Annotated in this window: 22 protein-coding genes; 19 read left to right on the forward strand and 3 right to left on the reverse strand. The window is 71.9% G+C overall.

What is annotated here, in order from left to right:
* Positions 1 to 258 precede the first annotated feature (258 nt).
* The 9 genes from E4099_RS08710 to E4099_RS08750 all read left to right on the forward strand — a co-directional run bounded on the left by E4099_RS08710 (position 259) and on the right by E4099_RS08750 (position 10,821).
* Positions 259 to 1,065 (forward strand): enhanced serine sensitivity protein SseB, encoded by an 807-nt coding sequence (locus tag E4099_RS08710; RefSeq protein ID WP_135338397.1) that lies wholly within the window; start codon positions 259 to 261, stop codon positions 1,063 to 1,065.
* Positions 1,066 to 1,351: 286 nt separating this feature from the next.
* Positions 1,352 to 2,164 carry an enhanced serine sensitivity protein SseB C-terminal domain-containing protein gene (locus E4099_RS08715; protein WP_386389466.1) on the forward strand — a complete coding sequence of 271 codons (813 nt, stop codon included), beginning with the start codon at positions 1,352 to 1,354 and terminating at the stop codon, positions 2,162 to 2,164.
* Positions 2,165 to 2,483: 319 nt separating this feature from the next.
* On the forward strand, positions 2,484 to 3,485 hold the full coding sequence (locus E4099_RS08720) for an ABC transporter permease (RefSeq protein WP_135338398.1): 1,002 nt from the start codon (positions 2,484 to 2,486) through the stop codon (positions 3,483 to 3,485).
* Positions 3,486 to 3,611: 126 nt separating this feature from the next.
* Positions 3,612 to 5,375 (forward strand): ABC transporter substrate-binding protein, encoded by a 1,764-nt coding sequence (locus E4099_RS08725; protein WP_135338399.1) that lies wholly within the window; start codon positions 3,612 to 3,614, stop codon positions 5,373 to 5,375.
* Between the two features lie 172 nt (positions 5,376 to 5,547).
* Complete coding sequence (locus tag E4099_RS08730) at positions 5,548 to 6,522, forward strand: ABC transporter permease (RefSeq protein ID WP_135338400.1); 975 nt, start codon at positions 5,548 to 5,550, stop codon at positions 6,520 to 6,522.
* Positions 6,519 to 7,601 carry an ABC transporter ATP-binding protein gene (locus tag E4099_RS08735; RefSeq protein ID WP_135338401.1) on the forward strand — a complete coding sequence of 361 codons (1,083 nt, stop codon included), beginning with the start codon at positions 6,519 to 6,521 and terminating at the stop codon, positions 7,599 to 7,601. The genes E4099_RS08730 and E4099_RS08735 overlap by 4 nt, the downstream gene beginning before the upstream one ends.
* Positions 7,602 to 7,630: 29 nt before the next feature.
* A complete protein-coding gene (locus E4099_RS08740) occupies positions 7,631 to 9,145 on the forward strand; it encodes a dipeptide ABC transporter ATP-binding protein (RefSeq protein ID WP_167828324.1) in 1,515 nt (504 codons plus the stop codon).
* A gap of 244 nt (positions 9,146 to 9,389) precedes the next feature.
* Entirely contained in the window at positions 9,390 to 10,049 is a 660-nt protein-coding gene (locus tag E4099_RS08745; protein WP_135338403.1) for a trimeric intracellular cation channel family protein, read from the forward strand.
* Positions 10,050 to 10,164: 115 nt separating this feature from the next.
* Positions 10,165 to 10,821 (forward strand): hypothetical protein, encoded by a 657-nt coding sequence (locus E4099_RS08750; RefSeq protein WP_135338404.1) that lies wholly within the window; start codon positions 10,165 to 10,167, stop codon positions 10,819 to 10,821.
* Positions 10,822 to 10,941: 120 nt separating this feature from the next.
* Here E4099_RS08750 and E4099_RS08755 read toward each other — a convergent pair whose 3' ends face one another.
* On the reverse strand, positions 10,942 to 11,382 hold the full coding sequence (locus tag E4099_RS08755) for a carboxymuconolactone decarboxylase family protein (protein ID WP_135338405.1): 441 nt from the start codon (positions 11,380 to 11,382) through the stop codon (positions 10,942 to 10,944).
* 134 nt (positions 11,383 to 11,516) lie between these two features.
* Between E4099_RS08755 and E4099_RS08760 the strand changes: the two genes are divergently transcribed.
* Positions 11,517 to 12,686 carry a cysteine desulfurase family protein gene (locus tag E4099_RS08760; protein WP_135338406.1) on the forward strand — a complete coding sequence of 390 codons (1,170 nt, stop codon included), beginning with the start codon at positions 11,517 to 11,519 and terminating at the stop codon, positions 12,684 to 12,686.
* Positions 12,687 to 12,791: 105 nt separating this feature from the next.
* Here the strand turns inward: E4099_RS08760 and E4099_RS08765 are convergent, their stop codons facing one another.
* Positions 12,792 to 13,556, reverse strand: coding sequence for a GNAT family N-acetyltransferase (locus tag E4099_RS08765; protein ID WP_135338416.1), 765 nt, complete (start codon positions 13,554 to 13,556; stop codon positions 12,792 to 12,794).
* Positions 13,557 to 13,889: 333 nt separating this feature from the next.
* Between E4099_RS08765 and E4099_RS08770 the strand changes: the two genes are divergently transcribed.
* Positions 13,890 to 14,771, forward strand: a complete 882-nt coding sequence (locus E4099_RS08770; RefSeq protein WP_135338407.1) for an arylamine N-acetyltransferase family protein — start codon at positions 13,890 to 13,892, stop codon at positions 14,769 to 14,771.
* 257 nt (positions 14,772 to 15,028) lie between these two features.
* Complete coding sequence (gene mnmA, locus E4099_RS08775; RefSeq protein WP_135338408.1) at positions 15,029 to 16,186, forward strand: tRNA 2-thiouridine(34) synthase MnmA; 1,158 nt, start codon at positions 15,029 to 15,031, stop codon at positions 16,184 to 16,186.
* Positions 16,187 to 16,256: 70 nt separating this feature from the next.
* Here mnmA and E4099_RS08780 read toward each other — a convergent pair whose 3' ends face one another.
* Positions 16,257 to 16,865, reverse strand: coding sequence for an HAD family hydrolase (locus E4099_RS08780; RefSeq protein ID WP_135338409.1), 609 nt, complete (start codon positions 16,863 to 16,865; stop codon positions 16,257 to 16,259).
* Positions 16,866 to 17,308: 443 nt separating this feature from the next.
* Here E4099_RS08780 and E4099_RS08785 point away from each other — a divergent pair, with 443 nt between their 5' ends.
* From E4099_RS08785 to E4099_RS08815, 7 genes are all read left to right on the forward strand, one after another.
* Entirely contained in the window at positions 17,309 to 17,848 is a 540-nt protein-coding gene (locus E4099_RS08785) for an LOG family protein (RefSeq protein ID WP_135338410.1), read from the forward strand.
* Positions 17,849 to 17,873: 25 nt separating this feature from the next.
* Complete coding sequence (locus E4099_RS08790; RefSeq protein WP_135338411.1) at positions 17,874 to 18,563, forward strand: SDR family oxidoreductase; 690 nt, start codon at positions 17,874 to 17,876, stop codon at positions 18,561 to 18,563.
* A 281-nt stretch (positions 18,564 to 18,844) separates the two neighbouring features.
* A complete protein-coding gene (locus E4099_RS08795) occupies positions 18,845 to 19,285 on the forward strand; it encodes a MarR family winged helix-turn-helix transcriptional regulator (protein ID WP_209446557.1) in 441 nt (146 codons plus the stop codon).
* A 161-nt stretch (positions 19,286 to 19,446) separates the two neighbouring features.
* Entirely contained in the window at positions 19,447 to 20,835 is a 1,389-nt protein-coding gene (locus E4099_RS08800; RefSeq protein WP_245244692.1) for a DHA2 family efflux MFS transporter permease subunit, read from the forward strand.
* A 193-nt stretch (positions 20,836 to 21,028) separates the two neighbouring features.
* Positions 21,029 to 22,039 (forward strand): methionine synthase, encoded by a 1,011-nt coding sequence (locus E4099_RS08805; protein ID WP_386389461.1) that lies wholly within the window; start codon positions 21,029 to 21,031, stop codon positions 22,037 to 22,039.
* Between the two features lie 21 nt (positions 22,040 to 22,060).
* Positions 22,061 to 24,262, forward strand: coding sequence for an NAD-dependent DNA ligase LigA (ligA, locus tag E4099_RS08810; RefSeq protein WP_135338413.1), 2,202 nt, complete (start codon positions 22,061 to 22,063; stop codon positions 24,260 to 24,262).
* A 218-nt stretch (positions 24,263 to 24,480) separates the two neighbouring features.
* A partial coding sequence (locus E4099_RS08815) for a putative bifunctional diguanylate cyclase/phosphodiesterase (RefSeq protein WP_135338414.1) occupies positions 24,481 to 26,533 on the forward strand: 2,053 nt, incomplete at its 3' end.

Genomic DNA, 26,533 nt, shown 5'->3' on the forward strand with positions numbered 1-26,533 from the left:
GGGTTCTGTGGTCGGTGGGCTGCGGGTTGAGTGGGGTTGGTCGCGCCGTTCCTCGCGCCCCTTCGGGGCGAGGGGTGCGGATGTGGGAGGTGCGTCTGGCGGGTGCGGGAGGTGAGTGGCTGGTCGCGCAGTTCCTCGCGCCCCTTTGGGGCGGCACCGCGTGGGGACGGTCGGGGAAATCGCGGGGTGCCGAACGGGAGTGGGGGATCAGCCGTTAGGGTGCCTGTGCAGGCTGGACGAGACGGCGGTTTGAACGAGATGAGCATCCCGGATCAGCACGGGCAGGCGGGGCTTCACGGCGACTTCCCCGGCACGGTGCCCGGCACCTTCCCCTTCCCCTCTCCCGGCAGCGAACTGGAAGAGGTGCTCGCCGCCGCCGTGGACGTGCCCGGCGCCGGCCCCCGGATCGTCGAGGTGCTGGGCAGGAGCCCGGTGTGGGTCCCGCTGCCCAAGGGCGGCGGGCCGGACAGCGCCGACCTCGATCTGCCGACGCTGGAGATCGACGGGGTCGCCTATGTCCCGGTGTGCAGCTCCCAGCAGCAGTTCCTCCAGGTGTTCGGAGACCGGATGTCCTTCGCCGTGGCCCCGGCGGTGGAGTTCGCCCGGGGCCTGCCGCCCGGGGTCGGGATCGTGCTGAACCCGCAGGGCGCGGTCAGCGTGCCGCTGCCGCCGGGCGCGGTGGCCGAGCTGTGCCGCGGTGGCCGCGGCGAACTGGAGGGGCCGGCCAACGGCGGCCGGGTGCGCCTTTTCGAGCCGGACTGGCAGGACGAGCCGGTCGACTTCCTGGCCGCGGCCGGCCTGGAGTTCGGCAAGGTGCCCGGGGTGCGCAGCGCGCGCCGGGCGCTGGCCAGCGTGGAGGGTGAGGAGCCGGGGCTGCTCATCGGGGTGCTGCTGGACCTGCCGTCCCCGGAGAGCCAGGCCGTGGTGCTGGACGCGCTGGGCCGGGCGCTGGGCGCGGTCCCGGTGCGCTGGCCGGTCCAGCTGGTGCTGCTGGATGTCGTCCAGGATCCGGTCAGCGACTGGATCCTGGAGCGGGTGCGCCCGTTCTACGACCGCGACCTGTGACCGTGCCCGAGGGCTGTCCGGTCCTCCTTGGCGATTCGATGGGCCGACGGCGCCTCCCGGCGGTGACCGGGGGAGTGCGGCCCGGCGCGTCCTCCTCATACCGGGCGTACGCGGACGATGCGGCGGCGCGGCGGGGTGCCGTGCCGGGCGCCGGGCGTCCGCCGGGGAGGATCGGACGGTCCCTGGGGCCGTCAGTGCGGCTCGTAAGCTGGTTGGATGACCGGCGGGGGTGCCAGAGCACGCCCCGGATCGACGCGGAGCGGGCCGACGGAAGGGGCGGAGTCAGGTGAGCGCTGGCGCGGAGTGGAGGGCGGAGCGCGGCGACTCCCAGGACGGCGGCGCCGAGTTGAGCCGGCTGCTGGGGCAGGTCGCCCCCGGCCGGTACGACGCCTATGAGGCACTGCTGCACGCCCTCGCCGACGGCCGGGTCTGGATGCTGCTGTGGCACGGTACGCCCGGCTCACCGGACGCCCAGTACGGGAACATGGAGGTCGACGGGGTGGGCTACGCGCCCTGCGTCACCTCCGAGCAGGAGCTGGCGGCCAGCGGTTGGAGCCGGGCGCACGAGGTGGTCGGCGGTCGGCAGATCGCCGCCGCGCTCTACCGGGACCGCTGGGGACTGTGGCTGAATCCGCACGCTTCCGGCGGCGGGGTCGGCGTCCCCTGGCTGGATCTGCGGCGCGTCGCGGGCGGCCTGGACCGGCTGCCGGCCGGACCGCTGCGCATCACCGAGCCGGCCATCGAAGTCCCGCAGTTCTACGCCCTGTTGGGGCAGAACGCCCACCGTACTCCCGTTGTGCGGGCCTTGCGCAGGGCCTGGGTGCAACCGGCCCTCGGCGCCCCCTATCTGGCGATCGGTCTGGATCTGTACGACACCAGCCCGTCCTCCGTCGAAGCGGTGCGGCTGATGATGCAGCAGTCCGTCGGTGTGGTGCCGGACGGGCTGGCGGTGTCCACCGTCGCGATGTCCGACGAGTACGACCCGGTCGCGATGTGGATGCGGGCGAACGCCCGCCCGTTTTTCGACCGTGACGCCTTCGGCGGCGCGCCGGCCGGCTCCTACGGCTATGGCTATCCGCCGCAGCCGCATGCCTTCTGATCAGCGGTTATCTTCGGCCGAACGGACCAAAGCCGCATATTTCCAGGCCACTTGACGCCACGCTCAGCTGGTACTGCTGTTCGTATAACGGAACCCGTATCGCCACATCACGGTTGCGCATCCATTGCCTGATAGGTCTGGCGGGTGATCAGGAACGCGTTGAAGACTCGCTGCTCCAAGGGGCGCGTAGCCGCTGCGTGCGCCCCCTTTGAGAGCACTTCCACACCATCGGCACGACATGCGCCGTGATGTGAACCAGGCCGCTACCAACAGCGGGTCGTGGACCGGTCACCGCCGGTCGAGAGGGGTCCCCAGCACCATGACGGCACCAATGCACGACACAAGTGCGGCCGCGGACACCGCGGCCGTCGATGTCGCGGCTGATGTAGTCAAGGCGTCAGTCGAAGGGCGGTCGCTGCGCCAAATCGCCTGGAAGCGCCTGAAGCGGGACAAGCTGGCGCTGGCCGGCGGGATCATCGTCCTCTTCCTGGTGCTGGTCGCGATCTTCGCGCCGCTGATCGTCGGCTGGCTCGGACACCCGCCGAACGAGTTCCACGAGGACCAGATCGACCCGCTGTTCGGCACCCCCAAGGGCGACATGGGCGGCATGAGCTCCGACTTCCTCTTCGGAGTCGAGCCCAAGAACGGCCGCGACGTCTTCAGCCGGGTCATCTACGGCGCGCGCATCTCGCTACTGGTGGCCTTCCTCGCGGCCCTGGTCGCGGTGGTCCTGGGCACCATCTTCGGCATCATCGCCGGCTACTTCGGCGGCTGGATCGACACCGTCATCAGCCGGGTCATGGACATGCTGCTCGCCTTCCCGCAGCTGCTGTTCATCATCTCCCTGGTCTCGGTGCTCCCCAACGACCTGTTGGGACTGACCGGCAGCGGCGTCAGAATCCTCGTCCTGGTCTCTGTGATCGGCTTCTTCGGCTGGCCGTACGTCGGGCGCATCGTGCGCGGACAGACCCTGTCGCTGCGCGAGAAGGAGTACATCGAGGCCGCGCGCAGCCTGGGCGCGGGGCGGCGCTACATCCTCTTCAAGGAGCTGCTGCCCAACCTGGTGGCCCCGATCACCGTCTACACCACCCTGATGATCCCCACGAACATCCTCACCGAGGCGGCGCTCAGCTTCCTCGGGGCGGGCGTGAAGCCGCCGACCGCCTCCTGGGGCCAGATGCTCTCCAAGGCCGTCAGCTTCTACGAGGACGACCCGATGTTCATGATCATCCCGGGTGCGGCGATCTTCATCACGGTGATGGCCTTCAACCTCTTCGGCGACGGCGTACGCGACGCACTCGACCCGAAGGGCACGCGCTGACGCCGCCGGCTCACGCCGCGCCGTCAGGCCCGACCGAACGTGCCGCCTGACCCCAGGTCAGGCGGCGAACCCGAAGAATTCCCGGGCGTCTCGCCAGGGACCGCTACACCGGAGGTTGTAGGAACAATGACATCCCAGCGTTCGCCGAGGAGACGGCGCATCGCCGCCGCGACGGTCGTCGTCGGCGCACTCATGGCCACCGCGGCGTGCGGTGGCGACAAGGACGACAAGGGCGGCGGCGGTGACGGCGCCGGCTACAACGCCGGCATGACCGGCATAGCCAACAAGTCGACGAAGAAGGGCGGCACGCTCCGCTTCATCGGCAAGCAGGACTTCGACTCCCTGGACCCGCAGCGCCAGTACTACGGTATGGCCTGGGACTTCTCGCGCTTCTACGCGCGCCAGCTGATCTCCTACGAGCCCAAGCCGGGCAGCAACAAGCTCGTTCCGGACCTGGCCACCGACCTCGGCAAGATCAGCGACGACGGCAAGACCTACACCTACACCCTGCGCGACGGGGTCACCTGGGAGGACGGCTCGCCGATCACCTCCAAGGACATCAAGTACGGCATCGAGCGCCTGTGGGCCAAGGACGTCATCTCCGGCGGCCCGACCTACCTGGTGGACGTCCTCGACCCCAAGGGCAAGTACAAGGGCCCGTACAAGGACAAGACCAAGGACAAGCTGGGGCTCTCGGCCATCGAGACCCCGGACGACAAGACCATCACCTTCCACCTGGCCAAGCCCAACGGCGACTTCGAGCAGCTGCTCGCCATGCCGGCCGGCTCCCCGGTGAAGCAGTCCGCGGACAAGGGCGCCCAGTACGCCAACCACCCGATGTCCTCCGGCCCGTACAAGTTCACCTCGTACAAGGCCGGCAAGAGCGCCGAGCTGGTCCGCAACGACAAGTGGAACAAGGCCTCCGACCCGATCCGCCCGGCCCTCCCGGACAGGATCACGGTCACCATCAACTCCAACGTCGAGGCCATCGACAAGCTGCTCATCAAGGGCGACTACGACGTCGACCTGAACGGCACCGGCATGACCGGCTCCGGCCGCGCCCAGGCGCTCAAGGAGCACAAGGCCAACGTCGACAACATCCAGACCAGCTTCACCCGCTACGTCGACATCGCGACCAAGGTCGCCCCGTTCGACAACATCCACTGCCGCAAGGCGGTCTTCTACGCGGCCGACTACAAGTCGCTGCAGACCGCCCGCGGTGGCCCGGAGGCCGGTGGCGAGCTGGCCCCGAACATGCTGCCCAAGTCCGTCGCGGGCTCGGACGACTACGACCCGTACGGCGTGCTCAAGCGCGGTGGCAAGCCGGACGTCGCCAAGGCCAGGGAAGAGCTGAAGGCCTGCGGCAAGCCGGACGGCTTCTCCACCACCATCGTCGCCCGCAACAACCAGCCGGGTGAGGTCGAGGGCGCCGAGTCCCTGCAGCAGTCGCTGGGCAAGGTCGGCATCAAGGCCGAGGTCGACCCGATCGACGGTGCCCAGTCCGCCGGCATCACCGGCTCCCCGTCCGTGGTGAAGAAGAAGGGCTACGGCCTGTCCGTCACCGGCTGGGGCCCGGACTTCCCGACCGGCCAGGGCTTCTCCCGCCCGCTGGTCGACGGCCGCTTCATCCAGCAGTCGGGTAACTACAACTACTCCGAGACCAACGACGCGCAGATCAACAAGTACTTCGATGAGGCGCTGGCGGAGACCGACCCGGCCAAGGCCGCGGAGATCTACAAGAAGATGAACCACCGGGTCTCCGACCTGGCGGTCGAGATGGCCTTCGTCTACGAGAAGAACTTCAGCTGGCGCGGCTCGCGTCTGACGAACGCCTACTCGTCGCCGGCCTACAACGGCCGTTACGACTACGTCTCCCTCGGCGTGAAGTGACCTCGCGTTCGTTCCATCGGGCGCCGAAACGCGTCAAGCGAACCGTCGTCACCACACCGTCGCTGATCCGATAGGCCCGAAGGGCAGGTGATGGCCGCGCGCTGCGGCCCGGGAAGGATCTTCCCGGGCCGCAGCCGGGCCGCGCACAGTGCTTGCTTACCTCATCCGGCGCTTGTTCGCCGTCGTCATGATGCTGTTGGTCGTGATGCTCACGACCTTCGCCATCTTCTTCGTGATCCCCAAATGGGCTGGTACCGACCCGGCGTTGCTCTTCGTGGGCAAGCAGGCGGACCCGGCGGCCATCGAGGGCATCCGCGAGAAGCTCGGCCTCGGCGACCCCGTCCTGTTGCAGTTCTGGCACTTCGTCGAAGGAATCTTCGTCGGCCGGGACTACTCCAGCGGTCCGGACGTCATCCACTGTTCCGCGCCCTGCTTCGGCTACTCCTTCCGCACCGAACAGGCCGTCTGGCCCCAGCTGACCGAGGCCATGCCGGTCACCCTCTCGCTCGCCGCGGGGGCCTGCCTGCTGTGGCTGATCGGCGGCATATCCGCCGGCGTGGTCTCCGCGCTGCGCCGGGGCACCATCTGGGACCGCGCCGCGATGACCGTCGCGCTGGCCGGCGTCTCCCTCCCCATCTACTTCACCGGTCTGCTCTCGCTGGCGGTCTTCAGCTACCAGCTGGACTGGGTCAACGTGGACTACCAGCCGCTGACCTCGGACCCCGGCAAGTGGCTCGAGAGCCTGGTCCTCCCCTGGGTCACCCTCGCCTTCCTCTACGCCGCCATGTACGCCCGGCTCACCCGGGCCACCATGCTGGAGATCATGGGCGAGGACTACATCCGCACCGCCCGCGCCAAGGGCCTCAAGGAGCGGGTGGTCATCAGCCGGCACGCGATGCGTTCCACCTGGACTCCCATCCTCACCCTGCTCGGTCTGGACCTCGGCGCCCTGCTGGGCGGCGCGGTGCTCACCGAGAGCACCTACAACCTGCCGGGCCTGGGCCGGCTCGCGGTGAACGCGATCAATGAGAAGGACCTCCCGGTCATCCTCGGAGTCACCTTGATCGCGGCCATGTTCATCGTGGTGGCCAACCTTCTCGTGGACCTTCTGTACGCCGTCATCGACCCGCGAGTGAGGCTCGGATGACCGACCTGAACCAGCCCGTCGCCACTCCTGGCGAGGGTGCGCCCCGCGCCTTCCTGGACGTACGCGACCTGCGCGTCCACTTCCCCACCGACGACGGCCTGGTCAAGTCCGTCGACGGGCTCAGCTTCCAGCTGGAGAAGGGGAAGACGCTGGGCATCGTCGGCGAGTCCGGCTCCGGCAAGTCGGTGACCTCGCTGGGCATCCTGGGCCTGCACACCGCCGGGCAGTACGGCCGCCGAAAGGCGCAGATCTCCGGCGAGATCTGGCTGGACGGCAAGGAGCTGCTGAGCGCCGACCCGGACGAGGTGCGCAAGCTCCGCGGCCGCGAGATGGCGATGATCTTCCAGGACCCGCTGTCCGCGCTGCACCCGTACTACACCATCGGCAAGCAGATCATGGAGGCGTACCGGGTCCACCACGACGTCACCAAGAAGGTGGCGCGTACCCGGGCGATCGAACTCCTCGACCGGGTCGGGGTGCCGCAGCCCGACAAGCGCGTGGACGCCTACCCGCACGAGTTCTCCGGCGGTATGCGGCAGCGCGCGATGATCGCCATGGCGCTGGTCAACAACCCCGAGCTGCTGATCGCCGACGAGCCGACCACCGCGCTGGACGTGACCGTCCAGGCCCAGATCCTCGACCTGATCCGGGACCTGCAGAAGGAGTTCGGCTCCGCGGTCATCATCATCACCCACGACCTGGGCGTGGTCGCCGAACTCGCCGACGACCTCCTGGTGATGTACGGCGGCCGGTGCGTGGAGCGGGGCCCGGCCGAGAAGGTCTTCTACCAGCCCCAGCACCCCTACACCTGGGGCCTGCTGGGCTCCATGCCGCGCATCGACCGGGAGCAGACCGAACGGCTCATCCCGGTCAAGGGCTCACCGCCCAGCCTCATCAACATCCCCAGCGGCTGCGCCTTCAACCCGCGCTGCCCCTACGCGGACGTGCCCAAGGGCGGTGTCACCCGCACCGAGCGGCCGGAGCTGAGCCTGGTCGGTGACCGGCACTACTCCGCCTGCCACATGGCGCAGGAGGAGCGCACCCGCATCTGGACCGAAGAGATTGCGCCGAAGCTGTGAAGGACGCCACTGTGTCGAAAGACGCCACCGTGTCGAAGGACGGCGCGCTCCCGGACCAGCCCGCCGGCGCCGCGGAGCCGCTGCTCAAGGTCACCGGCCTGGTCAAGCACTTCCCCATCAAGGAGGGACTGCTCAAGCGGCAGACCGGCGCGGTCCAGGCCGTCGACGGCCTCGACTTCGACGTCCGCGCCGGGGAGACCCTGGGCGTGGTCGGCGAGTCCGGCTGCGGCAAGTCCACCATGGGCCGGCTGATCACCCGGCTGCTGGAGCCCACCAGCGGGAAGATCGAGTTCCAGGGCACCGACATCACCCACCTGGGCACCTCCGGCATGCGCCCGCTGCGCCGCGACGTCCAGATGATCTTCCAGGACCCGTACTCCTCGCTGAACCCGCGGCACACCGTGGGCACCATCGTCAGCGCCCCGTTCCGGCTCCAGGGCGTCACCCCCGAGGGGGGCGTCAAGGCCGAGGTGCAGCGGCTGCTGTCCCTGGTGGGCCTCAACCCGGAGCACTACAACCGCTACCCGCACGAGTTCTCCGGCGGTCAGCGGCAGCGCATCGGCATCGCCCGGGCGCTGGCCCTCAAGCCGAAGCTGGTCGTCGCGGACGAGCCGGTCTCGGCGCTGGACGTGTCCATCCAGGCCCAGGTGGTCAACCTGCTGGACGACCTCCAGGAGGAAATGGGCCTCACCTATGTGATCATCGCCCACGACCTGTCGGTCATCCGCCATGTCTCGGACCGCATCGCGGTGATGTACCTGGGCAAGATCGTGGAGCTGGCCGACCGGGACTCGCTCTACCGGAACCCGCGCCACCCCTACACCAAGGCGCTGCTCTCCGCGGTCCCGATTCCGGACCCCAAGCGCCGCGGCAAGCAGGAGCGCATCCTGCTCAAGGGCGACGTGCCCTCGCCGATCTCGCCGCCGACCGGCTGCCGCTTCCACACCCGCTGCTGGAAGGCGACCGAGCTCTGCAAGACCGAGCAGCCGGCCCTGCTCACCCTCACCACCGGCCACCAGGTGGCCTGCCACCACCCCGAGCCGGAGGACGCCCCGGCCGCGGACTCCGCCGTGGTGATCTCGCCCAAGGCGGAGGCGCCGGCGGGGGATGCCAATGCCCCGGCGGGGGACGAGGCCCCGGCGGAGGCCCCCGAGGCGGCTGCTCCGGCGGACGCGGCTGAGGCGGATGCGCCCGCGGCGGACGAGGCCGAGGGCAAGGCGTCCGCGGAGGCCGCGCCGAAGGCGGATGCGGAGTCGGGGACCGAGTCCGAGCCCGAGGCTGACTCCGAGGCCGGGGCACCGGCGGACGACGAGGCCGCGGAGGACGGCGAGGCCGCCGACAAGCCGGCCGAGAGCGCCGAGAAGGGCGACAAGGCAGGCAAGGGCAAGAAGGCCGCCGAGCCTGACGAGGCCGAGGAAGCAGACAAGACCGTCAAGGCTGACGAGAACGTCAAGGCTGACAAGACGGCCAAGGCCGCCAAGACCGACAAGGCCGCCAAGGCTCCCGAGGCCGGGAAGGCCGAGGAGCAGACGGACGACAAGTAGGCCGTACGCACCGCGCCCTCGGAGGGCCGGAGGGGCTGGGAATCCAGCGACTCCGGCCCTTCGACGCGTGTCCGGGCCGCCGGCCCCCACAGGGGCGCTGGGGTCCCCCTGGACGGAGTCCGGGGGAAGGAGAACCGCGTGACCAGCCACACACCACCCCCACCCGACCGCGTATCCGGGGGTGCGGCAGGTGGTGTCGCGCACATGTGTAAATAGCACCCTCTTCCGCAGGTAAGAATGTCTGGTGCTTACCGATCTGTTCAGCCCTTCTGTCCAGTACACGCTGGACATCGCCGGAATCTTCGTCTTTGCGATATCCGGTGCGCTTCTCGCCGTCCGCAAGAACTTCGACGTGTTCGGCATGGCCGTGCTCGCCGAGGTGACCGCGCTCGGTGGCGGGCTGTTCCGAGACGTGATGATCGGCGACGTACCGCCCACCGCCTTCACTGACCTGGGGTACTTCCTGACCCCGCTGTTCGCCACGGTCCTGGTCTTCTTCCTCCACCCCGAGGTGGAGCGGATCACCCGGGCGGTCAACGTCTTCGACGCCGCCGGACTGGGGCTGTTCTGCGTCACCGGCACCACCAAGGCACACGACTACGGACTGGGCCTCACCGCCTCCGCCGCCCTCGGGCTGGCCACCGCGGTCGGCGGCGGGGTGCTCCGCGACGTCCTGGCGCACGAGGTGCCCTCGCTGCTCCGCTGGGACCGCGACCTGTACGCCGTTCCCGCCATGGTCGGGTCGATCATGGCCGCGGTCCTGCTCCGCTTTGACTCGCTGAACGGCCTGACCAGCGGTTTCGCGGTGGCCACCGCCTTTGTGCTGAGGCTGCTCGCCATGCACTTCGGCTGGCGCGCCCCGCGCGCCTGGCACCGGCGCAGCGCCGCCGTCGAGGAGGTCTGACCCGCTCGCGGAAGCGTGTGCAAGACCCTTGGATGCCGCGCCGCGGGTGCGCAAGAGTGGTGCACCGAGTCCCGGTGGCGCCCGCCGCCGGGCAACGGCGACAGGGGGATATGCCATGCGGTCGGACACCACCCAGCGCGACACCACACGCGCCGGCACCAGCCAGCGCAAGGGACCGTTTCCGCTCCGAAGGTTCCGGGCGCCTCGATCGCGGCGCGCCGCCGGTGCCGCGCTGGCCGGGGGAGCGATGCTCGCGGCCCTGCTGAGCGGGGGAACGGCCACCGCCCGACCGGCCGACTCCACAGATTCCGGGCTCCCCGCCCGGACGGACGGGTTGCAGGGGCCGGTGGTGACCCACCCCGCCTCCAGCACGTACGAGTACCCGGCCGGCGAGGTGTGCCCCTTCGCCGCGCGAGCCGAGTTCCCGGTCAGCGACCTCACCCTGAAGACCTGGACCGACCGGGACGGCGATCCGGTGTTCGCGGTGGAGAGTGGTGCCCTGGTGCTGCGCGCGACCAACCTGGAGACCGGCCGGTCCGTGGAGCGCGACGCCTCCGGCACCGGCACCCTGGTCTACTCCGACCCGTCCACCTATGTCCTGAGCGGCAACGACTGGGTGGCCGGCTTCCACACCGGCGACAGTCCGGAGCACCGTTGGATCGTCGCCAGTGACTTCATGTCGGTGCGCATCAGCACCACGTCGGGCCATACGACCCGGCAGCTGCTCGGCCTGCGCGGCGCGTACGAGGACCTCTGCGAGACCCTGGCCTGACCCGCACCGCAGGCGCGTGCGCGATCTTTGGGCGCAAGCCGGGGCTGCGGGGGCATGACGGCCCGCGGCCCTCGGCCTCGCGCACCCCCCCCGCCAAGCGGCCCCCGCGGCGACCCCCGCTCACATCGGGTCGACCGCTTCCCGGGCCTTGCCGCCCAGCGGCAGCAGACCGCGCGCCGAGAACACCTTCCGGGCCACCATGGTCGCGTTGATGGCTCGGGGGAAGCCGCAGTACGGGGCCGTGTGCAGCAGCGCCTCCACGATCTGCGCGGGGCCCAGGCCCACCTGGAGCGAGGTCTCGACGTGCACCTCCAGCTCCGGTTCGCAGCCGCCCAGCGCGGTGAGCATGCCCAAGGTGACCAGCTGCCGGTCGCGGGGCGCGAGCTGGGGCCGGGCGTACATCTCACCGAACCCCCAGGCGACGATCTGGTGCGCCAGCTCCGGGGAGATCGCGCTCAGGGTGTCGATGAGCCGCCCGCCCGCCTCGCCGTCGATCTCGTTGAGTACCCGCATCCCGTGCTCGAAGCGCCGCTGCCGGGCCTCGCTCGTCTCATCGCTCATGAGCGCGACGGTACGGCGCGGGGTGGGCCCCGAGGCGGCAACCGGGCGGTGGGTGTCGCCTGGCCGGACCGCAGGCGTCCCTCGGCCACGGGCCCGTACCGCACCCCGACCTCGGCTCGTAGAATCGTCACACCATGGCATACCTCGACCACGCCGCCACCACCCCGATGCTTCCGGAGGCGGTGCAGGCGATGACCGCCCAGCTGACCGTCACCGGCAACGCCTCCTCGCTGCACGCCGCCGGCCGGCGGGCCCGGCGCACCGTGGAGGAGGGCCGCGAGTCGCTCGCCGCCGCCCTTGGCGCCCGGCCGAGCGAGGTGGTGTTCACGGCCGGCGGTACGGAGGCCGACAACCTCGCGGTCAAGGGGCTCTACTGGGCCCGACGGGCAGCCGACCCGGCCCGGGTCCGGCTGCTGGCCAGCCCGGTCGAGCACCACGCGGTGTTGGACGCGGTGCACTGGCTGGCCGACCACGAGGGCGCTCGGGTGGAGTGGCTGCCGGTGGACGGCTACGGCCGGGTCTCCCCGGAGGCGCTGCGCGAGGCCATCGCCAAGGACCCCTCCGACGTGGCGCTGGCCACCGTGATGTGGGCCAACAACGAGATCGGCACGGTCATGCCGGTCCGGGAACTCGCCGAGGTGGCCGCGGAGTTCGATGTTCCGCTGCACGCCGACGCGGTACAGGCGTTCGGCCAGCTGGAGGTGGACTTCGCCGCGTCCGGCCTGGCCGCCATGACGGTCAGCGGCCACAAGATCGGCGGACCGTACGGCATCGGGGCGCTGGTGCTGGGCCGCGAGTACGCCCCGGTCCCGCTGCTGCACGGCGGCGGCCAGGAGCGGCAGGTGCGCTCCGGGACCCTCGACACCCCCGCCGTCGCCGCCTTCGCGGTCGCCGGGGAACTGGCCACGGCCCGCCGCGCGGACTTCGCCAAGGAGGTCGGCGCCCTGCGGGACGCGCTGATCGCGGCCGTCACCCAGGCGGTGCCGGACGCGCTGCTCGGCGGCGATCCCGACCCGGCCGGCCGGCTGCCCGCCAACGCCCACTTCTCCTTCCCCGGCTGCGAGGGGGACTCGCTCCTCCTGCTGCTGGACGCCCAGGGCATCGCCTGCTCCACCGGTTCGGCCTGCACCGCCGGGGTGGCCCAGCCCAGCCATGTCGTCCTCGCCACCGGCACCGACCCCGAGCTGGCCCGCGGCACCCTGCGCTTCTCGCTCGGCCACACCTCGACCCGGGACGATGTGGACGCGGTGGCCAAGGCCATCGGCCCGGCGGTCGAGCGGGCCCGTACCGCGGGCCTCAGCTAGGCCGTGGCTCGTCAGTAGACCCTGAGCCTCGTCACGGACCTCAACGAGTGGTCGTGACCAGCCCGTCAGGAAAGACGGGCGGAGGGCCACTGGGGTTGAGGCGGTTCAGGGGGTGATGGCGTGTTCGGTGAACTGGCCGCAGGAGCGGAAGCCCAGGCGGCGGTAGACGGGCTCGCCGTCGGCTGACGCCTGCAGGACCGCGATGCGGTGGTCTCGGTCGCGGGCCGTGTGGAGTGCCGCGAGTGTGATGGCGCCGCCGTAGCCGCGTCGGCGGTGGGCGGCCAGGGTGGAGATGTTGTAGATGCCGGCGACTCCCGCGTGGTGAAACACCTCGGCGGAGCAGACCGGACGGTTCTCCACGTAGCCGACCAGATACCGGGCCGGGCAGTGCGCGGCCAGTGCCTCTGGGGCGGCCTGGGCGAAGAAGCGGCGGACGGTGTCGGCGGGCGGGTCCCAGTTCGCGGCGAGAACCGTGGCGTAGTCGGCGAGCTGTTCGGGCGTGGTCACCCTCTGGATGTCCAGCCCTTCGGCGGCGGGAGCCGGCAGGGTGTCGTCCAGTTCGGCCCACATCGCCGTCTCGCGTTCGGACGCGGGGAGACCGGCCGCCGTCAGGCGGGCGGTGAGGTCCAGCGGTGTCGAGACGGGCCCCACCCACCAGGAGAAACGGCGGCCGGTGCGGGCCAGCGTCCCAGTGGTCTCGGTGATACGCGCCGTAGCGTCGGCGGCGGTGAAGCGGGCCGCGGCAACGATGTTGAACGTGTCGTCGTCCAGGCCGCTGTCCGCGACCAGGAGGTCATCAGCCTCCGTGACGCTCGCACCGGTCATGCTCCGGTGCAGGTGACAGGCGTGTTCCGCCAGGTTGCGCTCCATCCTGTCGATCACGTCGGCTGCGTCGAGGGAATGCTCGTTCATGGCGATCGACCCCAGCACAACCGGGCGAAGATCGCATGCGATTTTGAGTCGGCCGCCGGCAGTGCGGCGCCGGCGGCCCGCACATTCGATACATGCCCCCTGGGACCGTACCGGCCGAGAGCCCTGTGGCGGCGGCGTCAGCGCACCCTCCCACCCCGGGCAAGACCGGTGGCCCTGCCCTGCCACCCCTCGCCTCCGCAAGATCCGGGAGGGGGCAACTTCCTGCCAATCCGGGGAAGTTGAGGTGTTCATCACAGAGGGTCCCCGGGTGGTCACCCTAGAGTCCGCGATATGCGAACTGAAGAGCGAACTCTTGATGTCGTGGGGTATCTCGCGCGGCTGGGTGTGGAGCGTCCCGAGGAGCCGACCGTCGACGCGCTGTTCGCCCTCCACCGGGCGCATGTCGAGCGGATCCCCTACGAGGCCTGGGACATCCCGCTGCGGGGCCCCATCGAATTGGATCCCCTGGAGTCGGTGGCGAAGATCTTCCGGGGGCGTGGCGGCTACTGCTTCCAGCTCAACAACGCCTTCGCCGAACTGCTCGGGGCGCTGGGCTACGACGTCGCCCGGCACCGCGCCGGTGTCCAGGTCCGTCCGGAGGACGCGCCGCCCGGCCGGCACGGCAACCACATGGCGCTCACCGTGCGCTGCGAGGGTCGCGCCTGGCTGGTGGACGTGGGCCTGGGCGACGCGCTGCACGAACCGCTGCCGCTGCGGCCCGGCACCTACCGGCAGGGCCCGCTGACCTTCGTCCTGGACCACTCCGAGCTCATCCCGGGCGGCTGGCGGCTGACCCACGACCCCAAGGGCAGCTTCGTCCTGGTCGACATCGCCACCGAGCCGACCACCGTCGAGGAGTTCGGCCGGGTCTACCTGGAGAAGCTCGACTTCATCCACGAGCAGGTCCGCAAGTACGGCTTCCTCCGCTCGCCCTCGGTCTACCTCAGGGACGCGGACGGGGTGCACGAGCTCTCCTACTGCATGCTGCGCCGGGTCGAGGACTCGGTGGAGGAGCGGGAGGTGGCCACCGAGGACGAGTGGTTCGGCACCCTGAGCGAGGTGTTCGGCCTGACCCTGGAGGACGCCCGGGAACGTACCGAGCTGTGGGACCGCATCCACCCCGCCCACCTGCACTGGCGCGAGCGGCAGCGCGAGATGGGCCGGACCGCCTGAGCCGGGCGGCGCCGGGGGAAGCGGCGCGTACGGTCCGAGTCCGGCGGTATCCGGGGGAGCGGCGGGTACGGCCTGAGCCTGGCAGTATCCCGGGGAGTCGCGCGTGCCGCCTGAGCCCGGCGGTGCCCGGAGCAGCCCGCGCGGGCCGCCTGAGCCCGGCGGTGCCCGGAGCAGCCTCGCGTACCGCCTGCCTGCCCGTTCGCCCTCCCGTAACGCGGAAGCGGAACACCCGGCGGGCCCCGTACCCTGGACGGGCTATGACTGACTTCCCCGGCGCCCCCGATCCGAACGCCCCCCGCGACGGCCGTCGCCTGCGCGTCCTGGCCGCGATGTCCGGCGGTGTGGACTCCGCCGTCGCCGCCGCCCGCGCCGCCGAGGCCGGGCACGAGGTGACCGGAGTCCACCTGGCGCTCTCCGCCAACCCGCAGTCCTTCCGCACCGGCGCCCGGGGCTGCTGCACCCTGGAGGACTCCCGGGACGCCCGCCGGGCCGCCGATGTGATCGGCATCCCCTTCTACGTGTGGGACCTCGCCGAGCGCTTCCGCGAGGACGTGGTGGACGACTTCGTCGCCGAGTACCAGGCGGGTCGCACCCCCAACCCCTGCCTGCGCTGCAACGAGAAGATCAAGTTCGCCGCGCTGCTGGACAAGGCGCTGGCGCTGGGCTTCGACGCGGTGTGCACCGGCCACTACGCCACGGTGGTCACCCGCCCGGACGGGAGCCGGGAGCTGCACCGGGCCTCGGACGAGGCGAAGGACCAGAGCTATGTGCTCGGCGTCCTGGACGAGCGGCAGCTGGCGCACGCCATGTTTCCGCTCGGCGACACCAGCACCACCAAGGAGGAGATCCGCGCGGAGGCCGAGCGGCGCGGGCTCGCGGTGGCCAAGAAGCCGGACAGCCACGACATCTGCTTCATCGCAGACGGCGACACCCAGGGCTTCCTGGCCTCCCGGCTGGGCACGGCCGAGGGCGACATCGTCGACGAGGACGGCAACAAGCTCGGCAGCCACCAGGGCGCGTACGGCTACACCATCGGCCAGCGCAAGGGCCTGCGGCTGGGCCGGCCCGCACCGGACGGCAAGCCGCGCTACGTCCTGGACATCTCGCCGGTGAACAACACCGTCACCGTCGGCCCGGCCGCCTCGCTCGACGTCACCGCGCTCACCGCGATCCGGCCCCGCTGGTGCGGCACCCCGCCGAGCGGCCCCGGCACGTACACCGCGCAGCTGCGCGCGCACGGCGGCGAGACCGAGGTGACCGCCGAGCCCATCGGCGAGGAGATCCACGTCACCTTCACCGCCCCGGTCCGCGGCGTCGCCCCCGGCCAGGCCATCGTCCTCTACGACGGCACGCGCGTGGTCGGCTCCGCCACCATCGCCACCACGGACCGGGTCCGGGCGTCGGCCGACCACTGACGGTCCGGTCCCCGGCGGCCCGCCGATCCGGGCTGCCGGGCGGGGACGTCCAGGGCCGTCCGGAGGCCGGTCAGCGGGTGCCCTGGTCCACCGGCGTTCGGCGCTGGGGGATGCGGACGGAGTTCATTCCGGCGGCCGTCGCGGCCTGGATGCCCATCTCGGTGTCCTCGAACACGAGGCAGTGTTCGGGGGCGATGCCGAGGAGCCGGGCGGCCAGTAGGAAGCCCTCGGGGTCGGGCTTGGGGCGGCCGTAGTCCCCGGCGCAGACCAGGGTGTCGAACCTGTCGAGCAGCCCGATGGTGCGCAGCGAAGCGGTGACGGACTCGCGGGTACTGCCGGAGACGACGGCGAAGGGGAGCCGTCCGTGAGCCTCCTCGATGTGCTCCAGGGTCTCCGGGACCGCCTGGAGCCTGGGCAGCATCTCCTGGAAGAGCTCCTCCCGGCGGCGCGCGACCTGCGCCACCGGCATGTCGAGGCCGTTCCGCTCGTTGAGCGAGGCGATGATGTCCGCGACCGGGCGGCCGCCCCAGGCGTAGAACAGGTCCTCCGGGAACTCGCAGCCCCACTCGCTCAGCGCCTGCTCCCACGCCGTGAAGTGGAGCGGCATCGAGTCGGCGACGGTGCCGTCGCAGTCGAAGAGGTAGGCGCGGTAGTCGCCCGGGGGCGGAGTGAGCATCATCCGGGCACCGTACATGAGGGCGATGGCGGGACGACCGGCTCAATCCAGGGCGCCGACCGGGCTGTTCGACGCCGACCGGCGGCACGGCCGGCCCGGACGGTGCCGCTGGGGGAGTCAGCCCGCGGCGGTCAGCCGGTCCAGCCTGCCGGTGCGCACCGCTCGGGCCGCCGCGGCCGAACGGGAGGTGTACACAAGCCCGCACGCCGTGAGGCCGGCCCTCTGCCGCGCTCACCGCGCACGGTCTCGCCCCGCTCGTCGAGCGCGCGCATGCCGGCGCGCGAGTTGGCGACCGACTCCGCCCGCTACTCCGACGGTCCGGCAGGGGTACGGCTCTCCTGGGCGTACCCGGTGCTGCGGGGGCGTGGGGGACACCGATCCCACGCTGCCCGGGTGACGGCGGTCACCGGCATTCGGTGCGGCTGTTCGCCGGATACCGTACGGACATGAACATCTGCGTCTTCCTTTCCGCCGCCGAGCTCGACGAGACCTACACCGCCCCGGCCCGGGAGTTCGCCCGGCTGATCGGCGAGGGCGGGCACAGCCTGGTGTGGGGCGGCTCCGATGTCGGGCTGATGAAGGTGGTGGCGGACGGGGTGCAGGAGGCCGGCGGGCGGCTGGTCGGGATCTCGGTGGAGTTCCTGGCGGACAAGGCCCGCGTCGGCGCGGACGAGATGGTGATCACCAAGGATCTCGCGGAGCGCAAGGCGCTGCTGCTGGCCCGCTCGGACGCGATTGTGATCATGGTGGGCGGCACCGGGACGCTGGACGAGGCGACCGAGATCCTGGAGCTGAAGAAGCACGGACTGCACACCAAGCCGGTGGTGCTGCTCAACACGGCCGGGTTCTACGACGGCCTGAAGCAGCAGTTCCAGCGGATGGAGAAGGAGGGCTTCCTGCCCCTGCCGCTGACCGAGCTGGTCTTCTTCGCGGAGGACGGGGTCGGGGCGATGGCGTATCTGGAGGAGGCTCGCGGCGCGGCCTGAGCAGGCCCGTGGTACCCATGGGGACATGCGTACACATGTGATCACTGGGGCGGGTTCGGGCATCGGGGCGGCCGTCGCGGAGCGGTTGGCCGAGCGCGGTGACGAGCTGTGGCTGCTGGCGCGGAACGCCGGGCGGGCGAGGGAGCTGGCCCAGCGCTTCCCGGGGGCCAAGACCCTGGTCGGTGACCTCGCCGAGCCGGAGCGGCTGTCCTGGGCGTTCAGCCACCAGGCGCTGCCGGAGCGGATCGACTCGCTGCTGCACATCGCGGGTGTGGTGGAGCTGGGTGAGATCGGCGAGCTGACTCCCAAGGTGTGGACCCAGCAGCTCGCCGCCAACCTGGTCGCCCCCGCCGAGCTCACCCGCCTGCTGCTGCCGCAGCTGCGGGTGGCCCAGGGCCATGTGCTGTTCGTCAACTCCGGTGCCGGGCTGCGCGCCAACGCCCAGTGGGGCGCGTACGCGGCGAGCAAGCACGGGCTGCGCGCGCTGGCCGAGGCGCTGCGCTGGGAGGAGAAGGACAACGGGGTGCGGGTCACCTCCGTCTACCCCGGTCGGACCGCGACCCCCATGCAGCAGAAGGTGCACCAGCAGGAGGGCAAGGAGTACGACGCGGAGCGCTGGATCACCCCCGAGGCGGTGGCCACGACGGTGCTGACCGCGCTGGACCTGCCGCGCGGCGCGGAGATCACCGATCTGTCGGTGCGCCCGCAGGGCTGAGGTGCTGCGGGGCTCGCCCTCGCCCGGCCGGTGCGTGCAGGGGACGCGTACCGCCCGCGCTCGGGCAGGGCGCGGGGCGCCGACGTCCCTGCCCGCGCGGTGGTGAGCGGCCCGGTGCGCCGGCCTGGAGGCGCGGGTGAGTTCGCGGGGTCCCCGCGGTGTGGGGGTGAGTGGCGCCCTGCCCGGCCGGGCGTCGCGGCCCCGGCGGAGTGCGCCGGGTGCGGCCACGGTGTGCGCGGGACCCTGGGGCGGGCGGTGACCGGCCCCGTACCCTTGGGCGGGTGAGCGGCGAAGCGAAGGCGGCGAAGGCGGCGAAGGCCGGGTGCGGGGTCAGGGAGATCCGGGGGCTCGTCACCGAGCTGGCCCGTCGGATGGACGCGCACCAACGCGGCCGGGTCGCCGAGCTGGATCTCACGCCGACCCAGGCCAAGGCCCTGGAGGAGTTGGGCGAGCCGAAGACGGCACGTGAGCTGGCCGCCGTGCTGTGCTGCGAACCGCCGAACGTCACCTATGTGATGGACAAGATGGAGAAGCAGGGTCTGGTGGTGCGGCAGCCGCATCCGACCGACCGCCGCGCCAAGCAGCTGGTGCTCACCGAGGAGGGCCGCGCGTTGCGGCTGGAGCTGCTGCGGCGGATCGGCGCGGACTCGCCGCTGGACCATCTGCCCGAGGAGGGCCGCGAGGAGCTGCGCCTGCACCTGCTGCGGGCACTGGGCCGGTAGCGGGACCTGCCGTACGGGCGGTGAGGCCCTGGAGCGGGTTCGCGGTGGCGAACCCTGTTCCAGGGCCTTCGATATGGGCGAGGGAAGCCATTGGTATGCATCCGGCAAAGATAAAGCTGTAATCAGTACGCGCCATGTAGATACAGCTGTAACTTCCTTCAGTGATCACTCGCACGGACTCCGCGTCCCCCACCGCGACTGGCGCACCCGCGCGCCAGGGACTCCAACTCCTCGCCCTCGCCCTGGGTTTCGTGATGGCGACCTTGGACGTCACCATCGTCAACGTGGCCGGCGCCAAGCTGCGCAGCGGCTTGGACCTCTCGCTCTCCGGCCTCACCTGGGTCGTCGACGGCTATGTGCTGGTCTTCGCCTCCCTGCTGCTGCTCGCCGGTTCGCTGGCCCGGCGGTTCGGTGCCCGGCGGATCTATCTGGCCGGGCTCGCCCTGTTCACCGCCGCCTCGCTGGCCTGCGCCGCCGCCCCGACCGCCGCGGTGCTGGTGGCCGGGCGGCTGCTGCAGGGCGCCGGGGCCGCGTTGTTCATGCCCAGCTCGCTCACCCTGCTGCTGAACGCCTTCCCCGACGAGCGGCAGCGCGCCCGGGTGCTCGGCCTGTGGTCCGCGATCGTCTCCACGGCCGCCGGACTCGGCCCCGCCGTCGGCGGCCTCCTGGTCGGCGGGCTCGGCTGGCGCAGCATCTTCCTGATCAACCTGCCGATCGGGGTCGCCGGACTGCTGCTGGCCCGCGCCGTCATCGCCCCGGTCGCCGGACGGCCCGCCCCGCTGGGGGCCGGCGGGCATGTGCTCGGGCTGCTCACCCTGGCGGCCCTCAGCTTCGCGCTGATCGAGGGACCGGAGACCGGCTGGGCCTCGACCCGGGTGCTCGCCGCCTTCGCGCTGGCCCTGCCGGCCGGCGCGGCCTTCGCGATACGGGAGCGCACCGCCCCGGTGCGCATCCTGCCCGGCGAGCTCTTCGCCGACCGCGACTTCTCCTCCGCCAACGCCATCGGCTTCCTCTTCAACGGCGGTTGCTACGGAGCCATGTTCATGCTCGGGCTCTTCCTGCAGAACGCCCGCGGCGCCGACCCGATGACCGCCGGCCTCCAACTGCTCCCCACCCAACTGGTCTTCCTGCTCGGCAACATGCTCTACGCGCGCTGGGGGCACCGCTTCGGCAACCGCCTCGCGCTCACCGCCGCCCTGCTGTGGGCGGCGACCGGCACCCTGGCGCTGGCCCTGACCGTCTCGCCCGGCATGCCCTACTGGGTGCTCGCCGTGGTACTGGGCGCCGCCAACACCGGACTGGGCATCGGCTCCCCGGCCATGACCAGCGCGCTGATGACCGCGGCCGGAAAGGAGCACGCGGACATCGCCGGCGCCACCCTCAACGCCAACCGGCAGATCGGCACCCTGGTCGGCGTCGCGGTGATGGGCGCGGTACTCGCCTCCGGCGGCTGGTACCACGGGGCGGCGGCCGCCTTCGGGATCACCGCCGGGACCTACGCGGCGGCGGCCCTGCTCGCCTGGTTCGGACTGCGCCCCCGGGCCGCCTGACCGGACGACGACGACCAGCACGTTCGCGGCGCCGGCCGCCTGACCGGTGCGCCGGGGCTCCGGCAGGGGCCGCCTGACCGGACGAGCCGGGCTCTCGGCAGGGGGCCGTCCGGGCGGCCGGGCGGTTCCCCGGGAGGGGTCGGTGCGGGCGCGCGTTCCCGTACCACCCCCGATGGCTCGTACGCTTCCTCGGGTGAGCGAGACGAAGAACATCTGGGGCCCGGCCGCCGCGACCGGGGTCGGGTCGATGCCGGGCGGCGACGCGCGGGAGGCGGCGAAGACCGTCACCGGGTCGCTGGAGGCACTGCCCCACCTGCCGGAACTCCCCGCGCGCGGACCGGGTGCGGACATGATCGGGCGCACCGCCGGGATGCTGGTGGACCTGTACGCCCGGGTGGAGCCCAGCGGCTGGCGGATCGGCGACCGGCCGGGCCGGGACACCCGGCGGGCCCGCTCCTGGCTGGTGGAGGACCTGGACGCGCTGGAGGAGTTCACCCAGGGCTACACCGGGGCGCTCAAGGTCTCCGCGGTCGGCCCCTGGACCCTGGCCGCAGCCCTGGAACTGCGCAACGGAGAGGTGGCGCTCAGTGATCCGGGCGCCTGTCGCGACCTGGCCGGATCCCTCGCCGAGGGACTCCGCGGCCACCTCGCGGAGGTACGCCGGCGGGTGCCCGGCGCCTCGCTGGTGCTCCAGCTCGACGAGCCCTCGCTGACCGCGGTGCTCACCGGCACGGTGCGTACCGCCAGCGGCTACCGCACCCACCGCGCGGTGGACCGGGGCGTGGTGGAGGGCGCGCTGCGCGATGTGCTCGCGGTGGCGGGGGACGGCCCGGTGGTGGTGCACTCCTGCGCCCCCGCGGTGCCCTTCGCACTGCTGCGGCGCGCCGGGGCCACCGCGATCTCCTTCGACCTCTCGCTGCTCACCGAGCGTGAAGAGGAGTCGATCGGCGAGGCCGTGGAGGCGGGCACCGCGCTCTTCGTCGGCACGGTGCCCGGCACGGACAGCCCGCTGTCAGACCCTGCCGGTAGCGTCATGGGGGTCAGGACGCTGTGGCGCAGGCTGGGGCTGGCACCGGGGACTCTCACCGAGTCCGTCGTGATCACTCCCGCCTGCGGGCTCGCCGGTGCCTCACCGGGGTACGCGCGCGCCGCGCTGGCCCACTGCGTCCGGGCGGCAGGATCGCTCGCGGACAACCCTGAGTGACGGAAGACGGAAGGACGAACGGTGGCTGGCGAACAGCGGTCGGCGGTACCCGCCGAGGCACGGGAGAAGCACGCCCAGCTCGCTGAGCAGATCGAGGAGCACCGCTTCCGGTATTACGTCAAGGACGCGCCGGTCGTCAGCGACGCGGAGTTCGACCGGCTGCTGCGCTCGCTGGAGGCCCTGGAGGAGGAGCACCCCGAGCTGCGCACCCCCGACTCGCCGACCCAGAAGGTGGCCGGGGCGTACGAGACGGAGTTCACCGCCGTCGAGCACCGGGAGCGCATGCTCAGCCTGGACAACGCCTTCGAGGACGAGGAGCTGTCCGCCTGGGCCGAGCGGATCGGGCGCGAGCTGGGCGAGCCGGCCGGCAGCGGCGGCTCGTACCACTTCCTGTGCGAGCTCAAGGTGGACGGACTCGCCGTCAACCTCACCTACGAGCGGGGTCGGCTGACCCGGGCCGCGACCCGCGGCGACGGCCGCACCGGCGAGGACATCACCCCCAATGTGCGCACCATCGCCGAGATCCCGGACCGGCTGGCCGGCGACCGGGTCCCGGAGCTGGTGGAGATCCGCGGCGAGGTGTACTTCCCCCGCGAGCGCTTCGACGAGCTGAACGCCCGCCTGGTGGAGGCCGGCAAGCCGCCGTTCGCCAACCCGCGGAACGCGGCGGCCGGTTCGCTGCGCCAGAAGGACCCCAAGGTCACCGCCTCCCGACCGCTGCACATGGTGGTGCACGGCATCGGCGCCCGCGAGGGCTTCCGGATCGACCGCCTCTCCCAGGCGTACGAGCTGCTGCACGAGTGGGGCCTGCCCACCGCAGCCCACAACAAGGTGGTGGACTCCCTCGCCGGGGTGCGGGAGTTCATCGCCGGCTACGGGGACGCCGAGCGGCGCCACTCGGTGGAGCACGAGATCGACGGCGTGGTCGTCAAGCTGGACGAGATCCCGCTCCAGGGGCGGCTGGGCTCCACCTCGCGCGCCCCCCGCTGGGCCATCGCCTGGAAGTACCCGCCCGAGGAGGTCAACACCAAGCTGGTGGACATCCGGGTCGGCGTGGGCCGCACCGGCCGGGTCACCCCCTACGCGGTGGTGGAGCCGATCACCGTGGCCGGCTCCGAGGTGGAGTTCGCCACCCTGCACAACCAGGACGTGGTCAAGGCCAAGGGCGTGCTGATCGGCGACACCGTGGTGCTGCGCAAGGCCGGCGACGTGATTCCCGAGATCCTCGGCCCGGTCACCGACCTGCGGGACGGCACCGAGCGGGAGTTCGTGATGCCGGCGGTCTGCCCGGAGTGCGGCAGCGGCCTGCAGCCGATGAAGGAGGGCGACGTCGACCTGCGCTGCCCCAACGCCCGCTCCTGCCCCGCCCAGCTGCGCGAGCGCCTGTTCTACCTGGCCGGCCGCAAGTGCCTGGACATCGAGAACTTCGGCTATGTCGCCGCCGCCGCCCTCACCCAGCCGCTGGAGCCCGCCGAGCCGCCGCTGCGCGACGAGGGCGATCTGTTCGGCCTGACCGTCGAGGAGCTGCTGCCCATCCGCTCCTATGTGCTCGACCCGGACAGCGGGCTGCCCAAGCGGGACCCCAAGACCGGCGAGGAGAAGATCGTCACCTTCTTCGCCAACCAGAAGGGCGAGCCCAAGAAGAACACCCTCGCCATGCTGGCGAACATCGAGGCGGCCAAGGAGCGCCCGCTGGCCCGGATCATCACCGGGCTGTCCATCCGGCACGTGGGCCCGGTGGCGGCGGTGGCACTGGCCCGCGAGTTCCGCTCCATCGACCGGATCGCCGAGGCCGACGAGGCGGAGCTGGCCGCCGTGGAGGGCGTCGGGGGGATCATCGCCGCCTCGGTCAAGCAGTGGTTCGCCGAGGACTGGCACCGGGAGATCATCGAGAAGTGGCGGGCCGCGGGCGTCCGGATGGAGGAGGCCGGCGGCGAGGAGGCGGGGCCGCGTCCACTGGATGGACTGACCGTCGTGGTCACCGGCACCCTGCAGTCCTTCACCCGGGACGGCGCCAAGGAGGCCCTGCAGAGCCGTGGCGCGAAAGTAACCGGTTCGGTGTCGAAGAAGACAGCTTTCGTGGTGGTCGGTGACAACCCGGGATCGAAGTACGACAAGGCCGTGCAGCTCAAGGTTCCCGTGCTGGACGAGGCCGGGTTCGCCGTTCTGCTCGAACAGGGGCCCGACGCCGCCCGCGAGGCCGCCGAGGCGTCGGCGGAATAGACACGGCGTCAGCCATAAGGAGTAGGCCATATCTGGAGGGGAGTAGTTCCGGGCCCGACCAGCGGGCATCACCCTTACAGCGCATACCAGATGCTCGCGGATGGCCGGGTGGCATTCGGCAACCCCCACCGATCGCCGCCCGCCGTCCCCGTCCGCGGCCTAATGTTGAGAAGTGCGCCTGCCGTGGCGCGGGCACCGCCGGCTGGAAGAGGACGGGTATGGAACCGACCGACAGCGCCGCCGTCCCGGCGTCGCGGCTGCGCGGCCTGGCGCAGTCGATCCTGCCGCCCACCGCGCTCGCGGTGGCCGCCGCCGCCCTCGGCACCGGCGTCTGCCGGACGCTCCAGCAGGGCCGTTCGCTCTTCCCGCACGGCACCATCGGCTGGTCCCTGGCCGTCCTCACCGGTCTGATCGTCGGCCATCTGGTCGCCCTCGGCCGGGACCGCTGGTGGGGCGGCACCGGCTCCGGCGCCGCGTTAACCCTGGCCACCCTGCTGCTGTTCGGATGGCTGCCCGCCGTACTGGTCAGCCTGGCGGTCGTGGTCCTGGTCGGCGCCGCGCGCCGCCACCGCTGGCGGCAGGCGCTGCTGCACGGCTCGGTGGACATCCTCGGCATCGGCGCGGCCGCCCTGGTCCTGGCCGCCTTCGGCACCGTCCCCTCGGTGGAGCACGCCTGGCACCCGGACAATTGGGAGCTGGTCGTCGTCCCCCGGATCGCCCTGGCCGCCTTCGGCTACCTGCTCGTCACCCGCGCCCTGCTGTGGTACGCGCTCACCCCGCCGGGCGCCGCGCTGCGCAGCGTGGCCCGCCCCGCCCTGGTCCGGCAGGCCCTGGTCGGCGTCGCGCTGCTGGGCATCGCCCCGCTCATCGTGGTCGTCGCCGACCACCGGCCCCTGATGCTGCCGCTGTTCGCGGTGCCCCTGATCGCCCTCGACTCCACCCTGTGGATCGCCCGGGTCCGCGCCGAGGAGCAGCTGCGCGACCGGCTCACCGGACTGCCCAACCGCCAGTGGCTGCTGGACCGCACCTGGTCCGCCCTGGACGAAGCGGACCGGGCCGGTGCCCGCACCGCACTGGTCCTGATCGACCTGGACCGCTTCCGGTCCGTCAACGACACCCTGGGGCACCTCGCCGGCGACCGGCTGCTGCTGCAGATCGCCGAGCGGCTCCGGCAGGCGCTGCCCCGCGGGGCGGAGGCGGCCCGGCTCGGCGGCGACGAGTTCGCCGTGCTGCTGCCCGTCGCCGACTCCCTCACCAGCGCCCAGCGGGTGGCCCGCAACCTGATCGGCGCCCTCGGCTCCCCACTCGACCTGGACGGACTGACCCTGGTCCTGGAGGCCAGCGCGGGCGTCGCCGTCTTCCCCGACCACGCCGAGGACGCGGAAGGGCTGCTGCGCCGCGCCGACGTCGCCATGTACCAGGCCAAGCGGGACCGCAGCGGCGTGGAGGTGTACGAGGCCCGGCGGGACGGCAACACCCCCGACCGGCTCGGCCTCCTCGGCGATCTGCGCCGCGCCCTGGACGCGGGCGAGGTGGAGCTCCACTACCAGCCCAAGGTCGGCTTCGACGGACACGTCGCCGGGCTGGAGGCCCTGGTCCGCTGGGTCCACCCGGACCGGGGCCGGGTCCCGCCCGACGAGTTCATCGCCATCGCGGAGAGCTCCGGGCTGATGCCGCGCCTGACCGAGTACGTGCTGGAGACCGCCCTCGCCCAGGTCGCGCGGTGGCGGGCGGTGGGCCTGGAGGTCCCGGTCGCGGTCAACGTCTCCCCGCGCGATGTGCACACCCCCGGCTTCGCGGGCGCCGTCGCCGGACGCCTGGCCCGGCACGGGGTGCCGCCGGTCGCCCTCCAGCTGGAGATCACCGAGCACGTGCTGCTGGAGGACCCGCAGCGGGCCGCCGACACGCTGGCCGGGCTGGCCGGCCACGGGGTGCGGATGTCGCTGGACGACTTCGGCACCGGCTACTCCTCGCTGGTCCACCTGCGGCGGCTGCCGGTCAGCGAGCTGAAGATCGACCGGTCCTTCGTGGCCCGCCTCGCGGTGGACAACGAGGACGCGGAGATCGTCCGCTGCACGGTGGACCTGGCCCACTCGCTCGGCCTGTGCGTGGTCGCGGAGGGCGTCGAGGACGACGAGACCTGGGAGCGGCTGCGCGACCTGGGCTGCGACGCGGTGCAGGGCTGGCTGGTCGCGCCGGCCATGCCGCCGGAGGAGACCACGGCCTGGCTGCGGGCCCGCGGCGAGGGCGGCCCCGCGGCCCCCGCCACCC

The sequence above is a fragment of the Streptomyces palmae genome (genome assembly GCF_004684805.1).
In the GTDB taxonomy this organism is placed as follows: Bacteria; Actinomycetota; Actinomycetes; order Streptomycetales; family Streptomycetaceae; genus Streptomyces; species Streptomyces palmae.

Coding starts and splice junctions, on each gene's coding strand:
- E4099_RS08710 (WP_135338397.1), top strand. CDS start 259: ATGAGCATCCCGGATCAGCACGGGCAGGCGGGGCTTCACGGCGACTTC.
- E4099_RS08720 (WP_135338398.1), top strand. CDS start 2,484: ATGACGGCACCAATGCACGACACAAGTGCGGCCGCGGACACCGCGGCC.
- E4099_RS08725 (WP_135338399.1), top strand. CDS start 3,612: ATGACATCCCAGCGTTCGCCGAGGAGACGGCGCATCGCCGCCGCGACG.
- E4099_RS08735 (WP_135338401.1), top strand. CDS start 6,519: ATGACCGACCTGAACCAGCCCGTCGCCACTCCTGGCGAGGGTGCGCCC.
- E4099_RS08750 (WP_135338404.1), top strand. CDS start 10,165: ATGCGGTCGGACACCACCCAGCGCGACACCACACGCGCCGGCACCAGC.
- E4099_RS08755 (WP_135338405.1), bottom strand. CDS start 11,382: ATGAGCGATGAGACGAGCGAGGCCCGGCAGCGGCGCTTCGAGCACGGG.
- E4099_RS08760 (WP_135338406.1), top strand. CDS start 11,517: ATGGCATACCTCGACCACGCCGCCACCACCCCGATGCTTCCGGAGGCG.
- E4099_RS08765 (WP_135338416.1), bottom strand. CDS start 13,556: ATGGAGCGCAACCTGGCGGAACACGCCTGTCACCTGCACCGGAGCATG.
- E4099_RS08770 (WP_135338407.1), top strand. CDS start 13,890: ATGCGAACTGAAGAGCGAACTCTTGATGTCGTGGGGTATCTCGCGCGG.
- mnmA (WP_135338408.1), top strand. CDS start 15,029: ATGACTGACTTCCCCGGCGCCCCCGATCCGAACGCCCCCCGCGACGGC.
- E4099_RS08780 (WP_135338409.1), bottom strand. CDS start 16,865: ATGATGCTCACTCCGCCCCCGGGCGACTACCGCGCCTACCTCTTCGAC.
- E4099_RS08785 (WP_135338410.1), top strand. CDS start 17,309: ATGAACATCTGCGTCTTCCTTTCCGCCGCCGAGCTCGACGAGACCTAC.
- E4099_RS08790 (WP_135338411.1), top strand. CDS start 17,874: ATGCGTACACATGTGATCACTGGGGCGGGTTCGGGCATCGGGGCGGCC.